This is a genomic window from Herbiconiux flava (assembly GCF_013409865.1).
GTDB lineage: Bacteria > Actinomycetota > Actinomycetes > Actinomycetales > Microbacteriaceae > Herbiconiux > Herbiconiux flava.
Genome location: NZ_JACCBM010000001.1, coordinates 1,904,191 through 1,931,151, shown reverse-complemented (window position 1 = coordinate 1,931,151; position 26,961 = coordinate 1,904,191). Strand labels below are relative to the sequence as shown.

Annotated in this window: 28 protein-coding genes, 1 tRNA gene and 1 pseudogene; 7 read left to right on the top strand and 23 right to left on the bottom strand. The window is 70.6% G+C overall.

Annotated elements, in window-relative coordinates; genetic code table 11:
• Positions 1-93 precede the first annotated feature (93 nt).
• The gene (rpsB, locus tag BJ984_RS09395) at positions 94-1,119 is read right to left on the bottom strand and encodes a 30S ribosomal protein S2 (RefSeq protein ID WP_179547791.1); all 1,026 of its coding nucleotides are present in this window, start codon (positions 1,117-1,119) and stop codon (positions 94-96) included.
• Positions 1,120-1,312: 193 nt separating this feature from the next.
• On the bottom strand, positions 1,313-2,806 hold the full coding sequence (locus BJ984_RS09390; RefSeq protein WP_179547790.1) for a sugar porter family MFS transporter: 1,494 nt from the start codon (positions 2,804-2,806) through the stop codon (positions 1,313-1,315).
• A gap of 175 nt (positions 2,807-2,981) precedes the next feature.
• Here BJ984_RS09390 and BJ984_RS19215 point away from each other — a divergent pair.
• Positions 2,982-3,404 (top strand): annotated as a pseudogene (locus BJ984_RS19215) (peptidoglycan DD-metalloendopeptidase family protein); the annotation flags it as partial.
• A gap of 64 nt (positions 3,405-3,468) precedes the next feature.
• Here BJ984_RS19215 and BJ984_RS09380 read toward each other — a convergent pair.
• The 10 genes from BJ984_RS09380 to BJ984_RS09335 form a co-directional block, all read right to left on the bottom strand.
• Positions 3,469-4,386, bottom strand: coding sequence for a tyrosine recombinase XerC (locus BJ984_RS09380; RefSeq protein WP_179547789.1), 918 nt, complete (start codon positions 4,384-4,386; stop codon positions 3,469-3,471).
• Positions 4,387-4,471: 85 nt separating this feature from the next.
• On the bottom strand, positions 4,472-5,368 hold the full coding sequence (locus BJ984_RS09375) for a phosphodiesterase (RefSeq protein ID WP_179547788.1): 897 nt from the start codon (positions 5,366-5,368) through the stop codon (positions 4,472-4,474).
• A 222-nt stretch (positions 5,369-5,590) separates the two neighbouring features.
• A complete protein-coding gene (dprA, locus tag BJ984_RS09370) occupies positions 5,591-7,177 on the bottom strand; it encodes a DNA-processing protein DprA (RefSeq protein WP_179549404.1) in 1,587 nt (528 codons plus the stop codon).
• A gap of 50 nt (positions 7,178-7,227) precedes the next feature.
• Complete coding sequence (locus BJ984_RS09365; protein ID WP_179549403.1) at positions 7,228-8,763, bottom strand: YifB family Mg chelatase-like AAA ATPase; 1,536 nt, start codon at positions 8,761-8,763, stop codon at positions 7,228-7,230.
• Entirely contained in the window at positions 8,760-9,119 is a 360-nt protein-coding gene (locus BJ984_RS09360) for a YraN family protein (protein WP_179547787.1), read from the bottom strand. Before BJ984_RS09360 ends, BJ984_RS09365 begins: the two co-directional genes overlap by 4 nt.
• 107 nt (positions 9,120-9,226) lie before the next feature.
• Entirely contained in the window at positions 9,227-9,550 is a 324-nt protein-coding gene (locus BJ984_RS09355) for a DUF2469 domain-containing protein (protein WP_022898285.1), read from the bottom strand.
• A gap of 20 nt (positions 9,551-9,570) precedes the next feature.
• Positions 9,571-10,422, bottom strand: a complete 852-nt coding sequence (locus BJ984_RS09350) for a ribonuclease HII (protein ID WP_309298945.1) — start codon at positions 10,420-10,422, stop codon at positions 9,571-9,573.
• A complete protein-coding gene (gene lepB, locus BJ984_RS09345; RefSeq protein WP_179547786.1) occupies positions 10,419-11,282 on the bottom strand; it encodes a signal peptidase I in 864 nt (287 codons plus the stop codon). Before lepB ends, BJ984_RS09350 begins: the two co-directional genes overlap by 4 nt.
• A gap of 87 nt (positions 11,283-11,369) precedes the next feature.
• Positions 11,370-11,717 carry a 50S ribosomal protein L19 gene (gene rplS / locus BJ984_RS09340; RefSeq protein WP_173183740.1) on the bottom strand — a complete coding sequence of 116 codons (348 nt, stop codon included), beginning with the start codon at positions 11,715-11,717 and terminating at the stop codon, positions 11,370-11,372.
• 155 nt (positions 11,718-11,872) lie between these two features.
• Complete coding sequence (locus tag BJ984_RS09335; protein WP_173183739.1) at positions 11,873-12,394, bottom strand: hypothetical protein; 522 nt, start codon at positions 12,392-12,394, stop codon at positions 11,873-11,875.
• Between the two features lie 121 nt (positions 12,395-12,515).
• Between BJ984_RS09335 and map the strand changes: the two genes are divergently transcribed.
• Positions 12,516-13,286 (top strand): type I methionyl aminopeptidase, encoded by a 771-nt coding sequence (map, locus tag BJ984_RS09330; protein ID WP_179547785.1) that lies wholly within the window; start codon positions 12,516-12,518, stop codon positions 13,284-13,286.
• Between the two features lie 45 nt (positions 13,287-13,331).
• Here the strand turns inward: map and trmD are convergent, their stop codons facing one another.
• The 4 genes from trmD to rpsP all read right to left on the bottom strand — a co-directional run bounded on the left by trmD (position 13,332) and on the right by rpsP (position 15,398).
• Positions 13,332-14,027: a tRNA (guanosine(37)-N1)-methyltransferase TrmD gene (gene trmD, locus BJ984_RS09325; RefSeq protein WP_179547784.1), complete on the bottom strand. Its 696-nt coding sequence runs from the start codon at positions 14,025-14,027 to the stop codon at positions 13,332-13,334.
• Positions 14,028-14,108: 81 nt separating this feature from the next.
• Positions 14,109-14,720, bottom strand: coding sequence for a ribosome maturation factor RimM (gene rimM, locus BJ984_RS09320; RefSeq protein WP_179547783.1), 612 nt, complete (start codon positions 14,718-14,720; stop codon positions 14,109-14,111).
• The gene (locus BJ984_RS09315) at positions 14,692-14,928 is read right to left on the bottom strand and encodes an RNA-binding protein (protein WP_173183736.1); all 237 of its coding nucleotides are present in this window, start codon (positions 14,926-14,928) and stop codon (positions 14,692-14,694) included. The genes rimM and BJ984_RS09315 overlap by 29 nt, the downstream gene beginning before the upstream one ends.
• Positions 14,929-14,930: 2 nt before the next feature.
• Positions 14,931-15,398, bottom strand: a complete 468-nt coding sequence (gene rpsP, locus BJ984_RS09310; RefSeq protein WP_179547782.1) for a 30S ribosomal protein S16 — start codon at positions 15,396-15,398, stop codon at positions 14,931-14,933.
• 177 nt (positions 15,399-15,575) lie between these two features.
• Here rpsP and BJ984_RS09305 point away from each other — a divergent pair, with 177 nt between their 5' ends.
• Positions 15,576-16,709 carry a glutamate--cysteine ligase gene (locus BJ984_RS09305; RefSeq protein WP_179547781.1) on the top strand — a complete coding sequence of 378 codons (1,134 nt, stop codon included), beginning with the start codon at positions 15,576-15,578 and terminating at the stop codon, positions 16,707-16,709.
• Between the two features lie 95 nt (positions 16,710-16,804).
• Here the strand turns inward: BJ984_RS09305 and BJ984_RS09300 are convergent, their stop codons facing one another.
• The gene (locus BJ984_RS09300; protein ID WP_179547780.1) at positions 16,805-17,614 is read right to left on the bottom strand and encodes an LLM class F420-dependent oxidoreductase; all 810 of its coding nucleotides are present in this window, start codon (positions 17,612-17,614) and stop codon (positions 16,805-16,807) included.
• Positions 17,615-17,678: 64 nt separating this feature from the next.
• A complete protein-coding gene (ffh, locus tag BJ984_RS09295) occupies positions 17,679-19,256 on the bottom strand; it encodes a signal recognition particle protein (protein ID WP_179547779.1) in 1,578 nt (525 codons plus the stop codon).
• 130 nt (positions 19,257-19,386) lie between these two features.
• Here ffh and BJ984_RS09290 point away from each other — a divergent pair, with 130 nt between their 5' ends.
• The 3 genes from BJ984_RS09290 to BJ984_RS09280 are packed head-to-tail and all read left to right on the top strand — an operon-like array spanning position 19,387 to position 22,527.
• Positions 19,387-20,760, top strand: a complete 1,374-nt coding sequence (locus BJ984_RS09290; protein ID WP_179547778.1) for an MFS transporter — start codon at positions 19,387-19,389, stop codon at positions 20,758-20,760.
• 45 nt (positions 20,761-20,805) lie between these two features.
• The gene (locus BJ984_RS09285; RefSeq protein WP_179547777.1) at positions 20,806-21,693 is read left to right on the top strand and encodes an LLM class flavin-dependent oxidoreductase; all 888 of its coding nucleotides are present in this window, start codon (positions 20,806-20,808) and stop codon (positions 21,691-21,693) included.
• A 9-nt stretch (positions 21,694-21,702) separates the two neighbouring features.
• Entirely contained in the window at positions 21,703-22,527 is an 825-nt protein-coding gene (locus BJ984_RS09280; RefSeq protein ID WP_179547776.1) for an alpha/beta fold hydrolase, read from the top strand.
• Between the two features lie 23 nt (positions 22,528-22,550).
• On the opposite strand, the gene ftsY is transcribed toward BJ984_RS09280, so the two are convergent.
• The 5 genes from ftsY to BJ984_RS09255 form a co-directional block, all read right to left on the bottom strand.
• Complete coding sequence (gene ftsY, locus BJ984_RS09275) at positions 22,551-23,426, bottom strand: signal recognition particle-docking protein FtsY (RefSeq protein ID WP_179547775.1); 876 nt, start codon at positions 23,424-23,426, stop codon at positions 22,551-22,553.
• Complete coding sequence (locus BJ984_RS09270) at positions 23,419-23,691, bottom strand: mycoredoxin (RefSeq protein WP_179547774.1); 273 nt, start codon at positions 23,689-23,691, stop codon at positions 23,419-23,421. The genes ftsY and BJ984_RS09270 overlap by 8 nt, the downstream gene beginning before the upstream one ends.
• A 27-nt stretch (positions 23,692-23,718) precedes the next feature.
• Positions 23,719-24,696 (bottom strand): ribose-phosphate diphosphokinase, encoded by a 978-nt coding sequence (locus tag BJ984_RS09265; RefSeq protein ID WP_179547773.1) that lies wholly within the window; start codon positions 24,694-24,696, stop codon positions 23,719-23,721.
• Positions 24,697-26,169 (bottom strand): bifunctional UDP-N-acetylglucosamine diphosphorylase/glucosamine-1-phosphate N-acetyltransferase GlmU, encoded by a 1,473-nt coding sequence (gene glmU / locus BJ984_RS09260; protein WP_179547772.1) that lies wholly within the window; start codon positions 26,167-26,169, stop codon positions 24,697-24,699. It lies immediately after the preceding gene.
• Between the two features lie 55 nt (positions 26,170-26,224).
• Positions 26,225-26,296, bottom strand: a tRNA-Gln gene (locus BJ984_RS09255).
• 83 nt (positions 26,297-26,379) lie between these two features.
• Here BJ984_RS09255 and BJ984_RS09250 point away from each other — a divergent pair.
• Positions 26,380-26,958, top strand: coding sequence for a MarR family winged helix-turn-helix transcriptional regulator (locus BJ984_RS09250; RefSeq protein WP_179547771.1), 579 nt, complete (start codon positions 26,380-26,382; stop codon positions 26,956-26,958).
• Positions 26,959-26,961: the final 3 nt, after the last annotated feature.

The window sequence follows — 26,961 nt, the reverse complement described above, 5'->3', positions numbered from 1 at the left end:
CCGCCGTTCATGAGTGGTTCGACGTGTCGTCGGTGGCCGCCGTCGGGCGGCCGGCTGCCTCGCGGCGACCGGCCGCTCGCGGCGGCAGGGGCCTTACTCGGCGGCGGGGCGCTTCTCGGCGTCGGTGGCCTCGGCCTCGATCTTCGCCTCGGTCTCGGCGTCGGACTCGACGTGGTGCTCGACCACGAGCGACTCGTCGGTGATCGCGGCGAGGTCGGCCTCGGCCTGGGCGTCGGCGTCGTTCTCCTCGACGGGGACCTCGGCGGCGATGACCTCGGCCACGGCCTCGGTGTCGACCTCGCCGGAGATCTCGCCGTCGGCGGCCTCGATCTTCTCGTCCTCGGCCTGGGGGTTCTCGGAGGCCTGGAGCAGCTCGCGCTCCCACTCGGCCAGCGGCTCGGCGGGGGCGTCGCCCTCTTCCGGCTTCTGGTGACGCTGGATGAGGCCCTCGGCCGCGGCGTCGGCCACGATGCGGGTCAGCAGCGCGACGGAGCGGATGGCGTCGTCGTTGCCCGGGATCGGGTACTGCACCTCGTCGGGGTCGCAGTTCGTGTCGAGGATGCCGATGACCGGGATGCCCAGCTTCTTGGCCTCGTCGATCGCGAGGTGCTCCTTCTTGGTGTCGACGACCCAGAGCGCGCTCGGGGTCTTCGTCAGGTTGCGGATGCCGCCGAGCGACTTGTGCAGCTTGTCGAGCTCGCGCTTCTTGATGAGGAGCTCCTTCTTCGTGAAGCCGCTCTTCGCGGTGTCCTCGAAGTCGAGCTCTTCCAGCTCCTTCATGCGCGCGAGGCGCTTGGAGACCGTCTGGAAGTTGGTGAGGAGGCCACCGAGCCAGCGCTGGTTGACGTAGGGCTGGCCGACGCGGGTCGCCTGCTCCGCGATGGACTCCTGGGCCTGCTTCTTGGTGCCGACGAAGAGCACGGTGCCGCCGTGGGCGACCGTCTCCTTGACGAAGTCGTAGGCCTTGTCGATGTAGCCCAGCGACTGCTGCAGGTCGATGATGTAGATGCCGGAGCGCTCGGTGAAGATGAATCGCTTCATCTTCGGGTTCCAGCGGCGGGTCTGGTGCCCGAAGTGCACGCCGCTGTCGAGCAGCTGGCGGATGGTGACGACGGCCATGTGCCGTACTCCTTCTGTTCTCGGTTTGCTCCACGACGATGGCCGTGGATCCTGGTGCCCGGCGCGCATCCGGCCCGCCCGTGTTCACGGTGGGACCGATCGGATGCTGCTGCCTCGAGGGCACGCGAAGTCACCCCGACGAGCGGGGTGCTCCGAGAACTATACCACCGTGCCGGCTGTGCGTTCCGGGCGGCTAGGCCTTCCGGGCGTCGACCGCTTCCTTGCTGTTCTTCCGCACGACCTTCAGGCTGTCCATGCTCTCGAGCGAGCGGCCCTTCGTCTCGGGAACGGCGAAGAAGACGAAGAAGAAGCTCACCAGCGCGAAGAACGTGTAGAGCCCGTAGGTGAAGGCGAGCGAGAAGCTCGACAGCGCCGGGAAGGTCTCGGTGATGGCGAAGTTCGTCAGCCACTGGGCGGCGGCGGCGATGCCGAGCGCGCGGCCACGGATGCGGTTCGGGAAGATCTCGCCGAGCAGCACCCACACGATCGGGCCCCACGTCGCACCGAAGAAGATGACGAACAGGTTCGCGCCGACCAGCGCGATCGGGCCCCAGGCGCCGGGCAGCTGCGGGGCACCGTCGGTGACGACGGCCTGCGAGAACGCCAGGGCCATCACGCCGAGCGAGACCACCATGCCGGCCGAACCGGTGAGCAGCAGCGGGCGGCGGCCCACCTTGTCGACGAAGAAGATGGCCACGAAGGTCACCAGCACGTTGATGATGCTCGTCACGACCGAGATGGTGAAGCTGGTGCCGGAGTTCGAGGTGTCGAAGCCGACCGAGCTCCACAGGCTGGTGCTGTAGTAGAAGATGACGTTGATGCCGACCAGCTGCTGGAACATCGACAGCAGGATGCCCACCCAGACCACGGGCAGCAGACCGAACATCTTGCCGCGGAGGCTCGCGGTGCGGGCGTTCTCCTTGTCCTCGCGGAGCGACGTCTCGATCTCCTCGAGCGCGCCGTCGACCTCGTTGGCCGGGACCACGCTCGCGAGCACCTTGCGCGCGTCCTCCTTGCGGCCCTTGCCGGCGAGGTAGCGCGGTGACTCGGGCAGGCGCCAGGCGAGCACGCCGTAGACGATGGCGGGGATGGCGCAGACGATGAACATCCAGCGCCAGGCGTCCTGGTCGAACCAGAGCGGCTCGTTCGGGCCGCCGGCCGCGCCCTGCAGCAGGGTGTCGGAGAGCAGCGCCGCGAAGATGCCGAGCGTGATGGCGAGCTGCTGCAGGCTGCCCAAGGCGCCGCGTACGGCCTTCGGCGCGATCTCGGCGATGTACGCCGGGGCGATCACGCTGGCGATGCCGATGCCGAGGCCGCCGATCACGCGCCAGGCGATGAGGTCCCAGACCGCGAAGGCGAAGCCCGAGCCGATCGAGGAGACGAGGAAGAGGCCGGCGCCGATGAGCATCACCGGGATGCGCCCGATGCGGTCGGCGAGGCGGCCGGCGAAGTAGGCGCCGATCGCGCAGCCGAGCAGCGCGCTCGCCACCGTGAAGCCGCTGAGCAGCGGCAGGCTGCCGAGGTCGAAGTCCTCCTCGATCGCCTTCACCGCTCCGTTGATCACGGAGGAGTCGAAGCCGAACAGGAAGCCGCCGAGGGCCGCTGCGATCGACAGGGCGATCACCTTGCGACGGAGCTTCCTCTCGGTCGCGTGGTCGGTTCCGCTGCCCGCACTCTGATTCGTCATCACACACACTCCCTCGCACGTACCGGGTGCCGGACATCGTCGGCCGGCATGACCCGCCCTCCGATCCTGGCACGGTTCAGGCGTCTTGGCGTCTCGTCCTGCACAGCTGTCGGAGCAGCTTCCTCTGTTCGCAGAAACCGTCGTGGGCACGTGGCCGCCGCGTGCGGTCGACAGGATGCTCGGCATGCCTGTGCTGCTGGTCCTCGTCCTCGGCTTCCTCGCGCTCCCCCTCGCACCGTCGTCACCCGGTGCGCGGTGGTCGTGGCCGCTCGTCGCGCACGTCGTGGCGAGCGAGTTCGTGGCGCCGCCGCACCGGTACGGGGCGGGCCACCGGGGCATCGACCTGGTCGCCTCCCCAGGGCTCACGGTCCTGGCACCGGCTGACGGGGTCGTGGCCTTCGCGGGCACGGTGGGCGACCGGATGCTCGTCGCCCTCGACCACGGCGACGGAGTGCGCTCCTCGCTCGAACCCGTCGTCGCGGCCCCGGGACTCACCGTCGGCTCCCCCGTCGCCCGCGGCCGGCCTCTCGGCACGGCCTCATCGGGCGGGCACTGCGGATCGCACTGCCTGCACCTCGGCGTGCGGATCGCGGGCGAGTACGTCAACCCGCGACTGCTGCTCGGCGGCATCCCGCGGGCGGTGCTGCTGCCTTCAGTCGACTTCAGGCCCTGGGGTGGGCCGCCTTGTACGACGACCGCAGCCGCTCCACGCTCACGTGCGTGTAGATCTGGGTCGTGCCGAGGCTCGCGTGGCCGAGCATCTCCTGCACCGCCCTCAGATCGGCACCCCCGTCGAGCAGGTGCGTCGCCGCCGTGTGCCGCAGGGCGTGCGGGCCCGCGGGCCCGCTCCCCGGCACCGACTCGAGCAGCGCGGCCACGAGCTGGTAGACGGCGCGCGTGCCGAGCCGGCCGCCGCGGGAGCCGAGGAACAGGGCTCCCTTCTGCGTCTTCTGACTTCTCTCCAGCAACGGCCGGCGCGCCCGCGCGAGGTAGTCGCTCAGCGCGAGCTGGGCGGGTCTGCCGAAGGGCACGATCCGCTCCTTCGAGCCCTTGCCCACCACGCGCACGGTGCGCCGGTCGAGGTCGAGGTCGTCGACGTCGATGCCCACGAGCTCGGAGACGCGGAGCGCCGACGCGTACAGCAGCTCGACGACGGCGACGTCTCTCAGCGCGCCGGGATCACCCTCGGCGGCGCGCTCCTGCAGGGTCTGCAGCACCGCGCCCATCGAGTCGTCGCTCAGCACCCGGGGCAGCGACCGGTCGGGCTTCGGCGCCCGCAGCCGCACCGCCGCGTCGACCTCCGTCAGCCCGGTCTGTCGCAGCCACGCCGAGAACGTCTTGGCGGTCGCGGCCCGCCGCGCGAGCGTCGCCTTGGCGAGCTCCCGCTGCGACGCCTCCCACAGCCAGTCGCGGTACACCTCGAGGTCGAGCTGCCCGACGTCCTGCACTCCGCGCGCTCCGGCGAACCGCTCCAGATCGCCCAGGTCGGCCCCGTAGGCGCGGACGGTGTGCTCGGAGTACCCCCGCTCGAGCCGCAGGTAGCGCGCATACCCCTCCCGCGCCTCGCCGATCCCGACCATCCCCCCAGCATGCACCGCCTCATGCAGCGCCAGCCCTCCCCACGCCGCCCGCCGCGGCCGCGCCTGTCGGGGCCGACCGGGTTCGTCAGGCCGGCGGCGCGACGTGCTTCGAGAAGGCCTCGAGCTGCTCGTCGGCTGGCAGCTCGGCCAGCCGGTCGACGAAGGCGTTGTCGAACCCGGACACCACCGGGAACTCCCCGACCGGAACCATCGAGTGCACGATCCGGTCGTCGTAGACCTGCACGATCGAGAACGACTGCCCGCCCCCGAGCCCGACCAGGCGTCCCCGCGGCGCCACCATGTCCATCGTGTAGCAGGTGGCCGCGGCCACCGACACCGGCACCCCCGCGAACGTGCTGTGCGTCGAGTAGTGCAGGTGCCCGCCGAGCACCGCTCGCACGTCGCTCCCCCGGATCACCGCGGCGAGCTCGTCCTGCCGCTGCAGCTCGAGGATCGGCATCAGCGGGATCGTCGTCGGGATCGGCGGATGATGCAGCGCCAGCACCGTCCCCTCGGGAGCCGGCTCGGCCAGCTCGGCCCGCAGCCACTCCAGCTGCTCGGCCGACAGCTCCCCGTGGTGATACCCGGGCACGCTCGTGTCGAGCGCGATGACCCGCAGTCCACCCAGGCGGATGCTCGCGACAACCGGCTCCGTCGCGGCCACCTCATCGAGCAGCTCGACCCGCAGCCGCGCCCGGTCGTCGTGGTTGCCCATCACCCACAGAACCTTCGCGCCCATCCGTTCGGCGGCCGGCTCGACGATCCCCCGGATCCGCCGATACGCGTCCTCCTCCCCCAGGTCGGCGATGTCCCCCGTGAACACCAGCAGCTCGGGCTGCATCCCCGACCCCTCCAACTGCCGCAGTGCCTGCGTCAGCCCGGCGTCGGTGTCGACGGCGCCGTAGAGCGCCCGCTCCCCCGCCAGGAAATGCGTGTCGCTGATATGAACGATCGTGTGCTCCGGCACCCCGTACTGACCCATGCCCCCATCCTCCCAGCCCCACCGGTCCCCCGCCTCCCCCACCACGCCCGCGCCTCCCCCGGCCTCACCTGCGCCTCCCCCGGCCTCACCGCCGCCCGCACGTGGGTAGCGAGGCCACTATGGGCGCGCCACCGCCGAATCTTCTTTCGCGGTGCACCTGCGCCTATGCGACCGGGCCGGCTGCGAGATCATTCATTCGGCAAGGCTCAGACGCTGGGAAGGTCAGGTGCGGCTGCGGCGCCAGCCGGTCTCGGTCTCCTCGACGCGGCCCTCGAGCAGCAGGATGCCGAGCGCCGCCTCCACCGCCCGCACCGACAGTCCGGCACGCACGGCGACGTCACTCGGCGTGCGGCGTGACCTCCGGGTGAGCGCGTCGAGCACCCGTATCTCGGCACCGTCGTCGGCCGCCGATGTGCCGGCCCCGCTCGACGCGGCCTCCGCCGCCGGCGTGTCCGCGTCCCCGCTCGTGGTCGACGGATCCGTGACGCCGGGCGCCTCCGGGCTCACGTCATCGGAGACCGCGCCCGCTCGCATGGGTGAACCAGCCGACCCGGGCAGCACTGACTCGGGCGAGCTGGGCACCACCGATCCTGACGACCGGGGCGGGGGCGGGTCGAGCAGGGACGGGCGGTCGGTGGTGGGGCCGAGGACGAGTTCGACGACGTCGGCCGGGGTCGTGACGCAGGTCGCGTCGTACTCGCGGAGGAGGCGGTGGCAGCCCGCCGAGGTGACGCTCGTGACCGGGCCGGGGACGGCCCCGAGGGGCCGGCCGAGGGCTGCAGCGTGACCGGCGGTGTTGAGGGATCCGGAGCGGTGGCCCGCCTCGACGACCACCGTCGCGCGGGTGATGGCAGCGATGAGGCGGTTGCGCTGCAGGAAGCGCCACTTGGTGGGCGAGGCTCCGCAGGGGAGCTCGGAGACGAGGGCGCCGCGGGCGGCGATGCGGAGCAGCAGGTCGTGGTGGGCCGCCGGGTACAGGCGATCGACACCGCCGGCCAGGAGCGCCACCGTGGTGCCGCCGCTGACGAGCGCCGCCCGATGGGCCATGCCGTCGATGCCGTAGGCGCCGCCGGAGACGACCGAGAAGCCGCGGTCGCTCACGCCCGCCGACAGCTCCATCGCGACGTGCTCGCCGTAGTTCGTGGCGTCGCGGGACCCGACGATGGCGATGCCACCGCCCGGATGATCGACGGCCCGGACGTTCCCCCGCACCCAGAGCGCGTGCGGCGCGTGGAGATCGAGGTCGCGGCAGCCCTCCGGCCAGAGCGGATGCACGGGGGTGAGCAGCCGCGCCTCGAACCGTGCTGCCGACCGCAGTGACCCCACCACGACCCGCGACACCACCCTCGGTCGCCACCGCTCGAGTGCTGCCGCGATCACCTCGACCGTCACGCCCACCTGTCCGACGTCGCCACCCGCCTGATCGGAATCGGAGCCCTCCGCGCCTAGCGCCGCAAGCCACTGCGCGGGCTCGGAGCGGTCGATGAGCATCGTGAGGGCGCGGTCGGCCCCGAGCGCCGCCACGACGAGGCCGGCGACCGAGTCGCCCGGTTCAGCGATGCCCGACCAGGCAGCCGATGCGAACACGTGTGCGGCAGAGGCCTCCTCCGAGCTGAAGTCGTCCGACGTATCCGACGGAGACGACGGAGACGGTGGAGTCGATGACCATTCGTCACCGGTCAGTGGAGCAGCGGGCACGGCAGTCGGCAGTGTGCCGGGGCCGTGCGGCCGCTGGGTGGCGGGGCCGGACGGCCGCTGAGTGGCGAGGCCGGACGGCCGCGGGGTGCCGGGGCCGGACGGCGGCACCATGACGGCGCGCGCCAGCGCGAGGACGAGGGAGCGGTCGAGGCCGAAGAGCATCATGCCGAGACCGACTTCCGCAGGAAGAGCGCCCAGCCGACGTGGTCGGGCGTCGGGGTCGGCACGGCGTCGAGGTCGGCGAGGGTCCAGGCGACACGGAGCACGCGGTCGTAGCCGCGCATCGTGAGGGTGCCGCGTTCGAGGGCGCGGTCGATGGGCCCCGAGGTGGCGGGTGGGAGGCGGCGGGGGCGGGAACGGAGCCAGGCGCCCGGCACCTCGGCGTTCGTCTTCCACGGCGTGCCCGAGAGGCGGGCGCGGGCCACGGCGCGCGCGTTCTCGACGCGGGCCCGGGCCGAGGCGGTGGTGGTGCGCGGGAGGTCGTCATCGGTCATCCGCACCGCCGAGGTGGTGACGCGGTTGACCCGCAGCTGCAGGTCGACGCGGTCGAGCAGCGGGCCCGAGAGGCGGCCGAGGTAGCGCCTGCGCGACAGCGGCGAGCAGGTGCAGGGCACGTCACCCGCACCGTACTGGCCGCAGGGGCACGGGTTCGCGGCCAGCACGAGCTGGAAGCGGCCCGGGAAGTGCGCCGTCGTGCTGGCCCGGTGGATGACGATCGTGCCCGACTCGAGCGGCTGCCGCAGCGCATCCAGCACCGACGACGGGAACTCGGGCGCCTCGTCGAGGAACAGGATGCCGTGGGCCGCGCGCGCGGCGGCACCCGGACGGATGACCTTCGAGCCCCCGCCCACGAGGGCCGCGGCCGACGAGGTGTGGTGCGGGCTCTCCAGCGGCGGGCGCGTGATCAGGCCGTTCAAGGGCCGGCCGGCGAGCGACGACACCGAGGTGACGACGAGCGACTGCTCCGCGTCGAGGTCGGGCAGGAGCGCCGGCAACCGCTGCGCGAGCATCGTCTTGCCCGCCCCGGGCGGGCCGAGCATGAGCAGATGGTGCCCGCCGGCCGCCGCCACCACGAGCGCCTCGACGGCGTCGGCGTTGCCCACCACGTCGGCCAGGTCGCCGTCGGGCGGCGGCGGCACGGAAGCCGCGGGGAGCATCAGCGGGTCGACAGAGGTCGGCACGAGCACGGCACCGTGGTGGATGAGGGCCTCCCGCAGGGAGGCGACCGTGACGATCTCGACATCGGGCACGAGCAGCGCCTCGGCGGCGTTGCCGGCCGGCACGACGAAGCACCGGTACCCGGCCGCCCGAGCCGCGACGATCGCGGGCAGCGCGCCCTGCATCGGCCGCACGCGGCCGTCCAGGCTCAGCTCGCCGAGGTGCACCACCGAGCCGATCGCCGACGCCGCGATGACCCCTTCTGCGGCGAGAACCGCCACCGCGATGGCGAGGTCGTAGGTCGACCCCTGCTTCGGCAGCGACGCCGGCGAGAGGTTCACGACGATCTTCTTCGCCGGGAGCGCGCAGCCGTCGTTGGCGGCGGCCGCGCGCACCCGGTCTTTCGCATCCGACAGCGCTGCGTCGGGCAGCCCGATCAGCTGGAACCCCGGGATCGCGTCGGCGATGTGCGCCTCGACCTCGACGACGGCCCCGCTCATGCCGAGCAGCGCCACCGACAGCGTGCGCGCCACCATCAGTGCACCTCCCGGAGGTGCTGCACGCTCGGTTCGCCGTGCGTCGGCCAGATGACGCCGACCACGTCGATGCGGAACGGCATCCGACGCCCCGGGTGAACGGCCGCGATGTACGCCGCGGCCAGCAGATGCAGGCGTCGGAGCTTCGCGGGCGTGACCGCCTCGAACGGATGCCCGTAGGCCTCCGAGGTGCGTGTCTTCACCTCGACGATGACGAGCGTGGGCCCGTCGCTCGCCACGATGTCGATCTCACCGGTCGCACAGCGCCAGTTGCGCTGCACCACCTGCATGCCGATGCCGGTCAGGTGCTCGGCCGCGATGCCCTCACCGCGGTGGCCCAGTTCGTCTTTCGCCTTCATGTGTACCTCCGCGACCAAGGGTGCGGAAGAACGCAGAAGCGAGACGCGTCACACGAGAATCTGTGGACGGATCACGAGAGAAACGAACAAGTGCAGGAGCACAAGCCCTACTCGTCGAGCGCCAGCTCCTTGGGCAGCTCGAAGTCCTTGCTCGAGAGCTCCTCGACGTTCACGTCTTTGAAGGTCAGCACGCGCACCGATTTCACGAAGCGGTCGGAGCGGTACACGTCCCACACCCACACGTCGTTCATCGTCAGCTCGAAGTAGAAATCGTGCTCCGTGTCGCGACGGGCGAGCTCGACCTCGTTGGCGAGGTAGAAGCGGCGCTCGGTCTCGATCACGTACTTGAACTGCGAGACAACGTCCCGGTACTCGCGGTAGAGGGCGAGCTCGACCTCACGGTCGTAGTCCTCGAATTCGTCTTCGTCCATCGTGGCTCCAGTCTAGGCGGCTACGCGACCGACTCGACGCCGGGTTCCGGATGCCCGCCCGCACCCGCTGGCGAGACCGACGCCATCGGCGCGGCCTCCAGCGCCGACAGCGCCGCGAGGTCGAACAGCTCGGTCGACCCCACGATCCGCGACAGCCAGGTGTGCCGGTGCAGCGGCGAGGCCCCGAGCGAGACGATCGCGTCGCGGTGCTCCTCGCTGGCGTAGCCCTTGTTCCGCTCCCAGCCGTATGCCGGATGCTCGGCCGCGTGCTCGATCATCATCCGGTCCCGCGCGACCTTCGAGATCACCGAGGCCGCGGCGACCGAGGCGCAGTCGCGGTCGGCCTTGATCCGCGTGCGCACCGTGACCGGCACCGGAGCGGCGGCACTCAGCCAGTCCCACTGCCCGTCCAGGATGATCGTGGCCGCCGAGACGTCGACGCCGTCGGCGATGAGCGACGCCAGGGCGCGGCTCCCCGCCAGCCCGAGGCAGGCGCTGATCCCGAGCGAGTCGATCTCCGAGGCCGAGGCGTACCCGACGGCGTGCGCGAGGCTCCAGGCCCGGGCGATGGGGGCGAGCTCCTCCCGCCGCGGCTCCGACAGCATCTTCGAGTCGCGCAGCCCCTTGGGCACCGACTTCGTGGAACGGATGTCGATGACGCTGACGCCGACACCGACCGGCCCCGCGAGCGCACCGCGCCCGACCTCGTCGCAGCCGATGATCAGACCGCTGTGGGGAGCGGCGTCGGCAGGAGCATCCTGAACCGACGACGACGACGACGACGAAGGCGACCCAGCAGCCCGCCGCCGCGGCTTGATCAACCCCGCGATCTCGCGCTCGAACCGCAGTGTCGGATCGGCGACCGGACTCACCGACCGGCCCCCGGCAGAGCAGGAGCAGCGACCACACCCGCAGACGACGACGAGGAGGCCGGCGACGAAGGCGCAGAAAGCGGCTCCGCCGTCTCCTCGCGCGACGGGATCCCGTTGAACACGCTCCCGTGGTTGTCGAGCCACCCCCAGTGGTCGATCGGCCACGTCACCAGTACCGCCCGCCCCACCACGTTGGCCTCGGGCACGAACCCCTTGCCCGGCTTGTCCTGGTTGAAGCGCGAGTCGGCCGAGTTGTAGCGGTTGTCGCCCATCACCCAGAGGGAGTCGGCGGGCACCGTGATGTCGAACGGCTCCTGCGAGACGGCGGAGACGCCGTCGGGCAGCTTGAGGTAGGAGTTCTCGTCGAGCGGGATGTCGTTGACCTCCATCTGCCCGAGCGCGTTGCAGCAGACGACGTGGTCGCCCGGCAGCCCGATGACGCGCTTGATCAGGTGGTCGTTGGCGTCGTCGGCGGCGAGGCCCACGCCCTCGAGCACCCAGTCGACCGCCGCGGCGAGCGGATTCTTCGGCTGCTCGACGGTGGGCATCAGCCAGCCACCCGGGTCTTTGAAGACCACGACGTCGCCGCGCGTGATGGGGATGAGGTTCGGTTCGAGCTGGTTCACGAGGATGCGGTCGTCGACCTGCAGCGTGTTCTCCATCGACCCCGAGGGGATGTAGAACGAGCGCACGAGGAACGTCTTGATCAGCACCGACGCCAGCAGCGCGATGACGAAGATGATCACGAGGTCGCGGGCGAAGAGCCACGCGCTACGCGAGCGCCGCGACTGCGACCCGGCTGACCGCCCCCCGGCGGTGTCTTCGCGTCGTTCGTGCGAGGGCACTGATGTGTCTGTCATTTAACCGCCTGAGCTCCCGAACCACTGTAGTGGTCGGGAGCTCAGGATAGCTCTCAGCGCGTGCCGGGCACGCAGAGAATGCGCAGCTTACGCGAAGCGCTTCTCCTTGATCTTGGCCTTCTTGCCACGGAGGTTGCGCAGGTAGTACAGCTTCGCGCGGCGCACGTCACCGCGGGTGACGATCTCGATGTGGTCGATCACCGGGGAGTGCACGGGGAAGGTGCGCTCGACGCCCACCTGGAAGCTGACCTTGCGGACCGTGAAGGTCTCGCGGACGCCCTCGTTCTTGCGGGCGATGACGACGCCCTGGAAGACCTGGATACGCGAGCGCGTACCTTCGACGATGTTCACGTGCACCTTGACGGTGTCACCGGCGCGGAAGTCGGGGATGTCGCTCTTGAGCGACGCTGCATCGACAGAATCGAGGATGTGCATGGTGTGTTCGCAATCTGTACCCGCCACAGGTCGACTACGGCTTCGGTGTCAGTAGATGGTGTGCCCGAAAGATGGTGGCTCCCCTGTGGCAGAGCCTGGCCGCGGCACAAGCGTCCATTGTGCCACAGACGAGCGGATGCGCGCAAAGCCCGTGGTCAGGCGCGGGGTGACGACCCTCGGTCGGACGTCTCGATCACGATGTACTCGCCGTCGACGCGGGGTGCTCGCACGGCACCCGGAGCGGACGGGGTGCGCGGCATCTGCGCCCGCGCGGCCTGCGCCTCGAAGCCGGCGAGCGTTGCCCGCACGCGCTTCCGGGTCTCGACCACGAGCTCGACGATGCCCACCCAGAACAGGGCGATCAGCGCCACCACGGCGAGGGTTCCGAGGAGGGCGGTGAACTCGGTGAAGAAGCCCACCGCGATGACGAGGGCGTGCACCACCGTGAGCAGCAGCACGTCGAGCCACGAGACCGCCTTCTGCGCCCGCACCTCTTTTCGCGCCGAGGTGATGCCCGCGACCGCGAGCATGCCGACGGTGAGCATCATCACGCCCACGATCAGCCCGAGGATCTGCCAGCCGGTGGCGGCGAAGACGCCCCAGCCGACCAGGATCCACGCGGGGAGGATCACCGCAGCGGGGAACTGCCAGTAGAAGAAGGCCCGTCGGATGAACACGACTCCAGAGTATGCAGGCTCTCCGGATGTTCGCTGTGATCCCGGTGGGTAGGGTCTTCATGAACGCTTTCGCACTGCCACGCGGTGCAGAACGATGACCGCCCCGCCCGGAAGGACCCGCATGATCGAGCTCAAGACCCCCGCCGAGATCGAGCAGATGCGGCCCGCGGGCGCGTTCGTCGCCGAGGTGCTGACCGAACTGGCCAAGCGGGCCACCGTCGGCACCAACCTGCTGAAGCTCGATCAGATCGCGCACGAGATGATCCGGGCGCGGGGCGCCGAGAGCTGCTACATCGACTATCACCCCTCGTTCGGCGCCTCGCCGTTCGGCAAGGTGCTCTGCACGAGCGTCAACGACGCGGTGCTGCACGGGCTCCCCCACGACTACGCGCTGCAGGGCGGCGACCTGCTGAGCCTCGACTTCGCCGCCTCGGTGAACGGCTGGGTCTCCGACTCGGCTCTCTCGGTGGTGGTGGGCACGCCGAAGTCGGCGGCCGACACCACGCTGATCGAGGTCACGACCGCCGCCCTCGCCGCCGGCATCGCCGAGGCGAAGCCCGGCAACCGGCTCGGCGACATCTCGGCGGCGATCGGCGCGGTCGCCACGGCGGCCGGCTACGGCGTGAACACCGACTTCGGCGGGCACGGCGTCGGCCGCACCATGCACGGCGACCCGCACGTGCCGAACCAGGGCCGCGCCGGCCGCGGGCTTCCCCTGCGTGCGGGCCTCGTGATCGCGATCGAGCCCTGGTTCCTCGAGACGACCGACAAGATCTACACCGACAAGGACGGCTGGACCCTCCGCTCCGCCGACGGCTCGAACGGCGCCCACATGGAGCACACGGTGGCGATCACGGAGGACGGGCCGCTCGTGCTCACCGCGCGCAGCTAGCGCCGGCGCGCATCCGTCGCCGGCTCGCGAACGCCCGACAGGCGGCTATTCGGGCGGCAGCAGGTCGGGCCGCACCCGCCGCGTGCGCTCGAGCTGCTGCTCGCGCCGCCACGCGTCGACGGCCTTGTGGTTGCCGCTCATCAGCACGGGCGGCACGTCGAGTCCGCGCCACGACGCCGGCTTGGTGTAGCTCGGGTACTCGAGCAGGCCGTCCTCGTGCGACTCCTCGACGAGGCTCTCGGGGTTGCCGACGACTCCGGGGATGAGCCGGCCGATGGCCTCGATCATCGCCATCACGGCGACCTCTCCCCCGTTCAGCACGTAGTCGCCGATCGACACGAGGCGAACCTCGGCACGGGTCGCCGCGTGGTCGAACACGCGCTGATCGATGCCCTCGTAGCGGCCGCAGCCGAACACGAGGTGGTCGCGGCCGGCGAGCTCACGGGCCATGGCCTGCGTGAACACGGTGCCGGCCGGCGAGGGGAAGATGACGACGGGCCGGGCATCCGGATGCTCGGGCAGCACCTCGTCGAGGGCCTCACCCCAGGGCTCCGGCTTCATGACCATGCCCGCGCCGCCGCCGTAGGGCGTGTCGTCGACCGTGCGGTGACGGTCGTGGGTGAAGTCGCGCAGGTTGTGCGGCACGACCTCGAGGATGCCCGTGCGGCGGGCCTTGCCGAGCAGCGAGATGTCGAGCACGTCGAAGAACTCGGGGAAGATCGTGACGACGTCGATGCGCATCCCCTAAGCCTAGGCGCGCGGACATCGCCACGAACGACGAGGACCGACACCGCATGCGGGTCGGTCCTCGTCGGGCTTGCGTTACTCCGCGTCGGCCTCGGGCGCCGACGGCTCGTCGTCGTCGTCGGGCAGCTCCTCGAAGAGCCCCGTCGGCGGCGTGACCGTGACCACGCCCGCGGCGAGGTCGACCGACGGCACGATCGCCTTGACGAACGGCACCATGACCTCGGCGCCGTCGTTCGTCTTGACAATCAGCAGGTCTTGGGCCGGCATGTGCTCGACGAGCTTGACCGTACCGACCTGCTCACCGTCGCGCTCGACGCGGAGGCCCACCAGCTGGTGGTCGTACCAGGCGTCGGGCTCGGTGGAGACCGCGTCGGCCTCGTCGAGGTCGATCCAGAGGATGGCCTTGACGAGACCCTCGGCCGCCGTGCGGTCGGAGACGCCCTTGAAGAAGCCCACCGGATGCCCGTTGTACATGCGCAGCTCGGTGAGCTCGAGGGTCTTGCCGTGCCAGGGCGAGGAGGTGGGCACCTGGAGGGTGAACACCGCGCCCGGAACGAAGCGTCGTTCCGGGTCGTCGGTGAACAGCTCCAGCTTGATCGCACCCTTCAGCCCGTGGGCCTTGGTGAGACGACCGACTCGCAGTTGGGTCTTGTTGTTCTCAGTAATCGGTGTCCACCACGTCCACACGAACGCGCCGGCCGTCGGCCAGAGCGGTGACGAGGGTGCGCAGCGCCTTGGCGGTGCGACCGGAACGACCGATCACGCGGCCGAGGTCATCGGGGTTCACACGAACCTCGAGGACCTCGCCGCGCGGTGAGCTCTTCGTGATGACCCGGACGTCGCCCGGGTTGTCGACGATCCCCTTGACGAGGTGCTCGAGAGCGGGAGCGAGCAAGGTCAGGCCTTGTCCGCAGCGTCTTCGGCGGCCTCGACGGCGACCTCGTTGGCCTCGGCGTCGGTCGCGGCAGCGGCCTCGGCGTCAGCAGCGGCCTCGGCTTCGACGGCCTTGGGCTCGGCGGCCTTGGGCTTCAGGACGGGCTTCTTCTTCTCGTCGACGACGAAGGCCTCCTTCTCGCCCTTGACGCGCACGGTCGAGACCGCGTCCTTGTCGCCCTTGAACTTGCCCCAGTCGCCGGTGAGCTTCAGCAGCGCGGCGACCTGCTCGGTCGGCTGGGCGCCGACGCCGAGCCAGTACTGGGCACGCTCGGAGTCGACCTTGATGACCGAGGGCTCCTCGGTCGGGTGGTACAGACCGATCTCCTCGATGACGCGACCGTCGCGCTTGGTGCGCGAGTCGGCGACGACGATGCGGTAGTACGGCGCACGGATCTTGCCGAGACGCTTCAGACGGATTTTGACAGCCACAATTCTCCTGTGTGATCTATGAGGTGGGCGAACTGGGGGCCGTGAGCGTGGGGGCACACTCGGCACAAGCTCTGAGGGAATCCACTCCGCCTGATTAGAGGGTCGGGCGGGGGCAGACTCGACTGGCTATTCTGACAGAGATTGCTCCCAAAGCGGTAATTCTGGAAAGGCCCCTGCATGGAGATCTCCTTCGCCCCCTCGGAGCGCTCGACCCTCGGCATCGAATGGGAGGTCGCGCTGGTCGAGCAGAGCTCGGGGGATCTGGTCTCCGTGGCGGCCGATGTGCTCGACGCGCTCCGCCAGGACGACGGCTCCGAGCATCCGCGGATCACCGGCGAACTGCTGCTCAACACGGTCGAGCTCGTCAGCGGGGTGCACCACCGGGTGGCGGATGCGGTGGACGACCTGCAGGGCCAGCTCGCCGAGGTGCGCGCCATCACCGACCCCCTCGACGTCGAGGTCATGTGCGCCGGCTCGCACCCCTTCGGGCAGTGGTTCGACCAGACCGTCACCGACAAGGAGCGCTACCACAAGCTCATCGACCGCACCCAGTGGTGGGGGCGCAACATGATGATCTGGGGCATCCACGTGCACGTCGGCATCGACGACCGCGAGAAGGCGCTGCCCATCGTCAACTCGCTGCTGAACTACTACCCCCATCTGCAGGCCCTGAGCGCCTCGAGCCCGTTCTGGGGCGGCGTGAACACGGGGTACGCCTCGAACCGGGCGCTGATGTTCCAGCAGCTGCCGACCGCCGGGCTGCCCTACCAGTTCGGCGCCTGGGCGAACTACGAGGAGTACGTCGACGACCTGCTGCGCACCGGTGTGATCAGCGACCACACGGAGGTGCGCTGGGACATCCGGCCGAGCCCGCAGTGGGGCACGGTCGAGATGCGCGCCTGCGACGGGCTGTCGAGCCCCGAGGAGATCGGGGCGGTGGCGGCGCTCATCCAGTGCCTCGTCGACGACATGTCTGCCCGCCTCGACGCCGGCGAGGAGCTGCCGACCATGCAGCCCTGGTACGTGCGCGAGAACAAGTGGCGGGCGGCCCGCTACGGCATGGACGCCGAGATCATCCTGAACTCGGCGGGCGACGAGCAGCTGGTGACGGATGCGGTGGCCGGCGAACTCGTGCGGCTCGCCCCGGTCGCCGAGCGGCTGGGCTGCGCGGCCGAGCTCGACCAGGTGAACCTGATCCTCGAGCACGGCGCGAGCTACCAGCGGCAGCTGCGGGTCGCCGAGGCGAACGGGGGGAGCCTCAAGGCGGTCGTGGCGTCGCTCACGCGGGAGCTGCGGCACGGGCTCGCCTGAGCATCCGCTCTGCAGGGCGTCGGGCCCCGGCCGGCCCGCCCGCCCCTGGCCGGCCCACTCGCCCGCCCTCGCGCCGGCCAGCCGGCCGACCGGACCTAGCTCGTGACCGAGTCGCGCCACGCCACGAGATCGCGCACGCCCTGCATGTCGAGCTCAGGCGCGGTGATGCCGAGGGTGAACAGCGTGACGCCGAGCTCGAGCTGCCGGTCCATGTCGGGCAGGCCGTCGCCGCGGGCGCCGCGGGTGCCGACCGAGATCTCGATCTCGGACATCGGGCGGTCGACCTTCTCGCACCACTCGCCGAGGATGCCGAGCTTGCGCTCCAGCGTCTCGGTGTCGGCGAAGGAGTGCCAGATGTCGGCGTGCTGGGCGACGATGCGGAGGGTCTTCTTCTCTCCGCCGCCGCCGATCAGCACCGGGATGTCGCGGGTGGGCGCCGGGTTGAGCTTCGCCCAGCGCGACTCGATGCGGGGCAGGGCTTCGGCGAGGGCATCCAGTCGCTGACCGGCCGTGCCGAACTCGTAGCCGTACTCGTCGTAGTCACGCTCGAACCAGCCCGAGCCGATGCCGAAGATCAGCCGGCCCGTGTCGCCGTCATGGGCGCTGATGTGGTCGACCGTGCGGGCCATGTCGGCCAGCAGGTCGGGGTTGCGGTAGCTGTTGCAGGTGACCAGCGGGCCGAACTCGATGCGGGAGGTCTGCTCGGCCCAGGCGGCGAGCATGGTCCAGCCCTCGAAGTGCAGGCCGTCGGGCTCGCCGGAGAGCGGGTAGAAGTGGTCCCAGTTGAAGGCGATGTCCACACCGAGGTCTTCGAGCTCGGCGAGGGTGTCGCGGATGGTCGCGTAGGAGGCGTGCTGGGGAGCGATCTGCACGCCGACGCGCACAGGGCGGGAGGTGGTCGTCATGGTGCCAGCTTAGGCACGCTGAGGCCGCCTGGCGCCTAGCCGCTCACCGACCGCGAGGCTCCGCCTAGCGCAGGAAGCGCTGCAGGGCCTCGAGCTCCTCGGGGCTCGGGTTCTGACCGCCCGCCGGGGCCTTGGCGCCGAGGCCGAAACCGGCACCGCCGCCCGAGCCCGCCGCGATCGCCGGCTTCTCACCCGAGGCGCGCGCCGCGTTCTCGGCCGCCCGCTTCGCGGGGTTGCCCGAGCGTGATCCGCTCTTCTTCTTGGCCTGCGGCTTGCCGCGCCCGCCGCCGAAGCCGGCACCGGGGACCGGGCCCATGCCGGGCACGTTCGGCACGCCGCCCTTCGCGACCGTCTTCATCATCTTCGAGGCCTGCTCGAAGCGCTGCACGAGCTGGTTCACGTCGGTGACGGTCATGCCGGAACCGCGCGCGATGCGCAGGCGCCGCGAGCCGTTCAGGAGCTTCGGGTTGGTGCGCTCGGCCTTCGTCATCGACTGGATGATCGCCTCGGTGCGCACGATCTCCTTCTCGTCGAAGTTGTCGAGCTGCTCCTTCAGGCCGCCGGCGCCGGGCAGCATGCTCATCATCTTCTTGATCGAGCCGACGTTGCGCAGCTGCTGCATCTGCTTCAGGAAGTCGTCGAGCGTGAAGCTGTCGGTCGCGAACTTCTCGGCGACCTTGCGGGCCTCCTCCTCGTCGAAGGCGCCCTGCGCCTGCTCGATGAGCGAGAGGATGTCACCGAGATCCAGGATGCGCGAGGCCATCCGGTCGGGGTAGAAGGGCTCGAAGGCGTCGAGCGTCTCGCCGGTCGAGGCGAAGATGATGGGGCGGCCCGTGACCGACGCCACGGACAGCGCGGCACCGCCTCGGGCGTCGCCGTCGAGCTTGGTCAGCACGACGCCGGTGAAGTCGACGCCCTCCTGGAAGGCGCGGGCGGTGGCCACCGCATCCTGGCCGATCATCGCGTCGATGACGAACAGCACCTCGTCGGGGTCGACGGCCTTGCGGATGTCGGCCGCCTGCTTCATCATCTCGGCGTCGACGCCGAGGCGGCCGGCCGTGTCGATGATGACCGTGTCGTACTGCTTGTCGATCGCGTACTTGATCGAGTCCTTCGCCACGCGCACCGGGTTGCCGACCCCGTTGCCGGGCTCGGGGGCATAGACCGGCACGCCGGCCTGGCCGCCGACGATCTGCAGCTGGTTCACCGCGTTGGGGCGCTGGAGGTCGGCCGCGACGAGGATCGGGGTGTGGTTCTCTTTGGCGAGCCAGCGGGCCAGCTTGCCCGCGAGGGTCGTCTTACCGGCACCCTGGAGGCCGGCGAGCATGATCACGGTCGGCGGCTTCTTCGCGAACTCGAGTCGGCGCTGCTGGCCGCCGAGGATCTGCACGAGCTCCTCGTTGACGATCTGCACGACCTGCTGGGCCGGGTTCAGGGCGCGGTTGACCTCGTCGCCGAGGGCGCGCTCGCGCACCTTGCCGGTGAACTCCTTGACGACCTCGAGCGCGACGTCGGCGTCGAGCAGGGCGCGGCGGATCTCGCGCACCGTGCTGTCGACGTCGGCCGGGCTCAGCTTGCCCTTCGTGCGGAGGTTCTTGAAGGTTTCGGCGAGCCTGTCCGAGAGATTTCCAAAAGTAGCCATCGTGCGGCTAGTTTAACCGCTCGCGGCCGGCTCGGAGTCCCGCTGAGGGCGAACGCGGGCTCCCCGTTCCCAGCCGCCCTGCAATTCGTTGACGTAAAATAAACAGTTGGCCGATCGAGGGGGTGCACGCATGAGCGCGATGTTCCGCTCCCTCGCCAGCATCGACTACCGCATCTGGTTCGCCGGGGCCCTCGTCTCCAACGTCGGAACCTGGATGCAGCGCACCGCCCAGGACTGGATCGTCCTCACCGAACTGAGCGACCACGACGCCGTGGCCCTCGGCGTCACGACCGCCCTCCAGTTCCTCCCCCAGCTGCTGCTGGTGCCCTTCTCGGGCCTCATCGCCGACCGACTCGACCGACGGCGCACGCTGATGGTGACGCAGCTCGCCATGGGGCTCCTCGGCGCCGGACTCGGCGTGATCGTGCTCGCCGGGCTCGCCCAGCTCTGGATCGTCTACCTCTTCGCCCTGCTGCTCGGCGTCGCCGCCGCGGTCGACGCCCCGGTGCGCCAGACCTTCGTCTCCGATCTCGTGGCCGGGCCGAACCTCGGCAACGCGGTCGCGCTCAACTCGGCCTCGTTCAACGCCGCCCGCACGATCGGGCCGGCCGTCGCGGGCCTGCTCGTCGCCGGGATCGGCGCGGGCTGGGTGTTCCTTCTCAACGCCGTCACGTTCGCGGCGGTGCTGGCGTCGCTCGTCGCCATCCGGCGCGACCGGCTGGTGCAGCAGCCCCGTGCACCGCGGGCCAAGGGGCAGCTGCTCGAGGGCTTCCGCTACGTGCGCCGCCGGCCCGACCTGCTGATCGTCTTCGCGGTGGTGTTCATCATGGGCACCTTCGGCTTCAACTACCAGATCTTCACCTCGACCATGGCGACCGTCACGTTCGGCCTGGACTCGGCGGGCTTCGGCATCCTGACCTCCGTGATGGCCGTGGGGTCGGTGGCCGGGGCGCTCCTCTCGGCGAGCCGCGACAAGCCGCGGGTGCGGCTGGTTTTCCTGTCGTGCGGGCTGTTCGCGGTGGCCGCTCTGGCAGCGGCGCTCGCGCCCTCGCTCGTGACGTTCGCGGCGGCCATCGTGCTGATCGGGTTCGCCGGGCAGGTGATGATCACGACCGCGAACGGCACCGTGCAGACGAGCACCGATCCGCTCATGCGCGGGCGGGTGATGGCGCTGTACATGGCGATCCTGATGGGCGGCACGCCGATCGGGGCTCCCGTGATCGGCGCCGTCGCCAACACGCTCGGGCCGCGGTGGGGGCTCGGGGTTGCCGCCGTCGCGGGGTTCGTGGCCTTCGCTGCCGGGGTGCTGTGGCTGGCGGTGTACCGCCGGGCGCGCATCCGTCGCACCGGGCACGGGCGCAGGGCACGGCTGCAGCTGGTCTACGGCGAGGGCGACCGGATGGCCGGGGCCGTCACCGCGACCGGGTCGTTCCAGGCGGTCAGGCCGCGGGCGGAGCTGGCCGAGGACCTCTCGCTCGACGAGGCGGACGCGCGGCGCGGCTGAGCCCGCCCGCTCCCCGGTGTCGGGGGCGTCTGCTTGAGTGGACGCATGCGCCACTCCATCGTGATCCTCCCCCAGTACCCGTGGCCCGAGATGCGGCGCCGCTGGCAGCTCGCGGAGGAACTGGGCTTCGACAGCGCCTACACCTACGACCACCTCTCGTGGCGGTCGCTCGCCGACGAGCCCTGGGGGGCGACGGTGCCGACGCTGGCGGCGGCCGCGCTGGTGACGTCGCGCATCCGGCTCGGCACCTTCGTGGCCTCGCCGAACTACCGGCACCCCGTGCCGTTCGCTAAGGAGCTGGCGTCGCTCGACGAGCTGTCGGGCGGGCGGATGACCGTGGGCCTCGGCTCGGGAGGAACGGGTTTCGACGCCACCGTGCTCGGCGCCGAGGTGCTGCCGCCGCGGGCGCGGCATGACCGCTTCGCGGAGTTCGTGTCACTGCTCGACGAGCTGCTGCGGTTCGAGGCGCCCGGCTCGGGCGGCGTCTCGGCGTCGGGGTCGTTCTACACGGCTCAGGATGCGCGGATGGTCGGGTCCCCGTCGCAGACGCCGCGCATGCCGTTCGTCATCGGCGGCAACGGGCCGAAGGGGTTGGCGCTCGTGGCGCGGTACGGACAGGGCTGGGTGACGACCGGGCGCGACGGCGCGACGGGCTCGGCCTGGTGGGATGCGGTGGCGGAGCAGTGCGGGCGGCTCGACGATGCCCTCGAGGCAGCGGGGCGCTCGCCGTCCACTCTCTCGCGCCACCTCTCGCTCGACAGCGGCGGAACGTTCTCGCTCGAGAGCGTCGACGCCTTCGAGGAGCTCGCCGGGCGGGCAGCCTCGCTCGGGTTCACCGACGTCGTGAGCCATTGGCCGCGGGAGTCGGGCATCTACGCCGGCCGCGAAGAGGTGCTGCTCGAGGTGGCGTCACGCTTCGGCACCCACGGGTAGCGTGATGGGGTGGAGTTCGCGACCAATCCCCATGACGGAGCACGCATCGCCTACCGGCACCAGGCGCCGACCGGTTCCGCTGCGGCCGACACGGAGCAGATCGCCCTGCCCATCGTGCTCGTGCACGGCACCGCGCTGTCGCAGGCGATCTGGCGCGGCTTCGGCTACCTGAAGGCGTTCGCGCCCACGCGCCCGGTCGTCACCCTCGACCTCCGCGGGCACGGCCGCAGCGACAAGCCGCGCGATGCCGCCGCCTACGACATGGGCCGCTTCGTCGACGACGTGGTCGCGGTGCTCGACGCCCTGGGCATCGCCCGCGCCCACTACCTCGGCTACTCCCTCGGCGCGCGCGTCGGCTTCTCGCTCGCCGCCGTCCATCCCGAGCGCCTGGCGAGCTTCGTCAGCGTGGCGGGCGCCCCGGGCACCGGCGCGGGAACCTTCGACCGCGTCTTCTTCGAGGGCTCGATCGACGCCCTCGAGCGCGGCGGCATGGAGGGCTTCCTCGCCGAGTGGCAGCACGCCACCGGCAGCCCGGTCGACCCGATCACCCGCACGGCCTTCCTCGCCAACGACGCCCCGGCCCTCGCGGCCTACATGCGCGAGACCGAGCGCCAGGCGACCGTCCCCGACGAGGTGATCGCCCGCTTCCCGATGCCGCTCCTGCTGCTCGCCGGCACCCGCGACCGCCCCCGCCTCCGCGCGGCCGAACACGTGCAGGTGGCCCTCCCTGCGGCCGAGCTCACGATCCTCGACGGCGCCACCCACGCGGACACCCCGCGCCACCCGGGCGCACTCCCGGCGATCCAGGCCTTCCTCGCCCGCCACCCCGCCTGACGGAGCGGTCGGCCAGCGCCGAGCTAGCCGACGAGGTTCTGTGCGAAGACGTGGGGCGTGAAGCCCGTGAGGTCGTTGATGCCCTCGCCCTGGCCGATCAGCTTGATCGGGATGCCCGTCTTCTCCTGCACGGCCAGCACGAACCCGGCCTTCGCCGAGCCGTCGAGCTTCGTGATGACGAGGCCGGTGACGCCCGCGTGCTGGATGAACGCGTCGGCCTGCGCGAGACCGTTCTGGCCCGTGGTCGCGTCGAGCACCAGCAGCACCTCGGAGACCGGCGCCTGCTTCTCGATGACGCGGCGGATCTTGCCGAGCTCATCCATCAGCCCGCCCTTGGTCTGCAGCCGGCCGGCCGTGTCGATGATGACGATCTCGGTGCCGTTCGCCTTGGCCTTCTCGATGGTCTGGAAGGCGACGGACGCCGGATCCTGTCCCTCGTGCTGCGGACGCACGATGTCGGCCCCGGCACGCTCGGCCCAGGTCGCGAGCTGCTCGACGGCGGCGGCGCGGAAGGTGTCGGCCGCTCCGACCACGACGGTGCGCTGGTACGTCTTCAGGAATTTGGCGAACTTGCCGATGGTCGTCGTCTTGCCGACGCCGTTGACGCCGACCACGAGCACGACGGCCGGACGTTCGGTGAGCTTCAGGGTCGGGTCGTACTTGGAGAGCCGTTCCTCCATGGCCTCGCGGAGCATCCGCTGCAGATCTTTGGGATCGGTGGTGTTGTAGCGCTGCACGTTGGCGCGCAGCTCGTCGACGACCTGCTCGGTGACGGTGGGGCCGAAGTCGGCCTTCAGCAGGGCGGTCTCGAGGTCGTCCCAGGTCTCGTCGTCGATGGTGCGCTTCTGGAACATCCCGCGCAGGGCGCCCGAGAGCGACCAGGGAGTGCGATCAGCCAATGCGCTCGGACACCTCGCGCGCCGACGGGTTGGTGGCCGTCGAGCCGTCGGGGAAGATCAACGTCGGAACCGTCTGGTTGCCGCCGTTCACCGAGGCGACCAGCTCGGCCGTGCCATCGACCTCCTCGATGTTCACCTCGGTGTAGGCGATGCCCTGCGCGTCGAGCTGGCTCTTTAGACGCTTGCAGTACCCGCACCAGCCGGTGGAGAACATGGTGACGGAGCCCGCGGCGGGCGTGTAGGTGTCGATCGAGGCGATGCTCATGGATTCAGTTTAAGCCCGGCCCAGGCCTCAGGCGTCGCCGTCGAACATCGTGGTGACCGAGCCGTCGGAGAACACCTCGCTGATGGCCCTCGCGATCAGCGGGGCGATCGGCAGGATGGTCAGCCTGTCCCAGTGCTTCTCGACGGGGATCGGCAGGGTGTCGGTGACGACGACCTGGTCGATGAACTCCGACTGCAGGATGGTCGAGGCCGGGTCGCTGAACACGGCGTGCGTCGCCGCGACCACGACGCCGGTGGCGCCGTTGGCCTTCAGCGCCTCGGCGGCGGCCACGATGGTGCGGCCGGTGTCGATCAGGTCGTCGACCAGCAGGCAGACGCGGCCGGCCACGTCGCCCACGATCTCGTGCACGCTGACCTGGTTCGGCACCCGCGGGTCGCGGCGCTTGTGGATGATCGCGAGGGGGACGCCGAGCTTGTCGCTCCAGATGTCGGCGACGCGCACGCGGCCCATGTCGGGGCTGACGACCGTGAGGGTCGCGGGGTCGAGCACCTTGCGCATGTGCTCCATCAGCACGGGCATGGCGAAGAGGTGGTCGACGGGGCCGTCAAAGAAGCCCTGGATCTGCGCGGCGTGCAGGTCGACCGACATGATGCGGTCGGCGCCGGCGGCCTTGAACAGGTCGGCCACGAGGCGGGCCGAGATCGGCTCGCGCCCGCGGCCCTTCTTGTCCTGACGGGCGTAGGGATAGAACGGCGCGACCACGGTGATGCGCTTGGCGGAGGCCCGCTTCAACGCGTCGACCATGATGAGCTGCTCCATCAGCCACTCGTTGATCGGAGCCGTGTGCGACTGGATGACGAACGCATCCGCCCCTCGCACGCTCTCGCCGTAGCGGATGTAGAGCTCGCCATTGGCGAAGGTGCGGGCCTCGGTGTCGACGAGGGTGGTGTCGAGTTCGGCCGCGATGTCCTCGGCCAGTTGCGGATGAGCTCGCCCTGAGACGACGAGGAGGGACTTCTCTCCGCTGGCCTTGATTCCGGACACCTATTCTCCGCTCGTTCGCGTTGGGGTCTGCGTCGTGGTCTCGCCGTCGCCGTCGTGGGCCCGGGCCGCCGCTTGCGCCGCCGCCGTGCCCGCCCGGTTCTGCTCGACCCAGCCGGCCATGTTCCTCTGAGGCGCCACAGTGATCGCGAGCGAGCCGGCCGGCACGTCCTTGCGGACGACCGTTCCGGCACCCGTGTAGGCGCCGTCCCCAATCCTAACCGGGGCGACGAAGACGTTGTGCGACCCGGTGCGCACGTGCGACCCCACCTGGGTGCGGCTCTTGTTCACACCGTCGTAGTTCGCGGTGATCGTGCCGGCGCCCACGTTCGACTCGACGCCCACCTCGGTGTCGCCGATGTAGGACAGGTGCGGCACCTTCGAGCCCTGCCCGATGTGCGAGTTCTTGGTCTCGACGAAGGTGCCGATCTTGCCGCCCGCGTCGAGCACAGTGTTCGGCCGGAGGTACGCGAACGGGCCGACGGATGCGCCCGCGCCGATCACGCTCAGCGTGGCGTCGGTGCGCTTCACGACCGCACCCTCCCCCACCTCGCAGTCGACGAGGGTGGTGTCGGGGCCGATCTCGGCGCCGCGGGCGACGCTGGTGGCGCCCTTGACCTGGGTTCCCGGATGCACGGTGACATCCTCGGCGAGGCTCGCCTTGAGGTCGATCCACGTCGTCGCCGGGTCGATCACGGTGACACCCGCGAGCTGCCAGCCCCGCACGATCAGCGCGTTCAGCTTCGCGGCCGCCTCGGAGAGCTGGGCGCGGTCGTTCACGCCGGCCACGATCCACGGCTCGGAGACCGTGACGGCGGCCACGTCGGAACCGGCGCGGCGGAGGAGCCCGACGACGTCGGTGAGGTACTTCTCGCCCTGGGCGTTCGCCGTGGTGACCTGGGCCAGCATGTCGCGCAGCTGCGCGAGGCCGAAGACGTAGACGCCGGCGTTGATCTCGCGGAGGGCGCGCTCGGAGTCGCTCGCGTCCTTCTGCTCGACGATGCGGTCGAGCAGCCCGTCGGCACTGCGCACGATGCGGCCGTAGCCGGTCGGGTCGTCGAGCTCGGCGCTCAGCAGGGTCGCCCCCGCGCCCGTGCGGCGGTGCTCGGCGAGCAGCCCCGTGAGGGTGTCGGCGTCGAGCAGCGGCACATCGCCGCTGACGACGAGCACGTCACCGTCGAAGCCCGCCGGCAGCGCCTGGACGGCCTGCTCGACGGCGCGGCCGGTGCCCGGCACCTCGTCCTGCTCGACCACGATGGCCGACGGGAAGTGGTCCTCGATGACCTCGACGACGCGGTCGCGCTCGTGGCGCACCACCGTGAGCGTGTGGGCGGCATCCAACTGACCGGCGGTGGCGAGCACGTGGCCGATCAGCGGCACGCCCGCGATCTCGTGCAGGATCTTCGGGAGGGACGACTTCATGCGGGTACCCTGGCCTGCCGCAAGGACGATGATGGCGAGGTTCTGGTCGGGCATCTTCAGGGTCTCCTTCGTCGCAGTGCTGGAGCACGTCGGCCGCTAGGCCGATGTGCTCCGCCTCCGGGATTCGAACCCAGACCTAACAGCTCCAAAGGCTGTCGTGCTGCCATTACACCAAGGCGGACCACCGCGGTCTCCCCCGGTGCAGTAGTCCAGTCTGCCAGACACGCCACGTCACGCCGGGCGCGGCTTGGGGATAATGAGGGGATGAGCAGCAGGCCGACCCGGGACACCGTCGACGAGATTGTCGACGCGTGGATGCGCGAGCATCCCGACCTCGATTTCTCGCCGCTGAAGATCCTCTCCCGGGTCTCCCGGCTCGCGAAGCAGCTCGAGAAGACCCGCCGCGCCTCGTTCGCCACCGTCGACCTGGAGTCGTGGGAGTTCGACGTGCTCGCCGCGCTCCGCCGCGCCGGCAGCCCGCACGAGCTCAGCCCGAAGGCGCTGCTCGAGCAGACCTATGTCTCTAGCGGCACGATGACGAACCGCATCGACGGCATGGTCAGGCGCGGGCTCGTCGAGCGGCGCACCGACCCGAACGACGGCCGCGGGGTGCGGGTGCGGATGACCGGCGAGGGCCGTGACCGCGTCGACGGTGCCATCTCGCACCTCGTCGCGGCCGAGACCGAGCTGCTCGCGGGTCTCACGAAGGCCGACCAGGAGCGCCTCGCGGCGCTCCTCCGGCGCCTCTCGCTCGACATGCACGCTGGAGCTGGGGAGATCGCATCGCGATCTCGCGACGCCAGTGCCGAGGCGGCTGCGCCGCCTCGATCTGCGAAACGCTAGCGC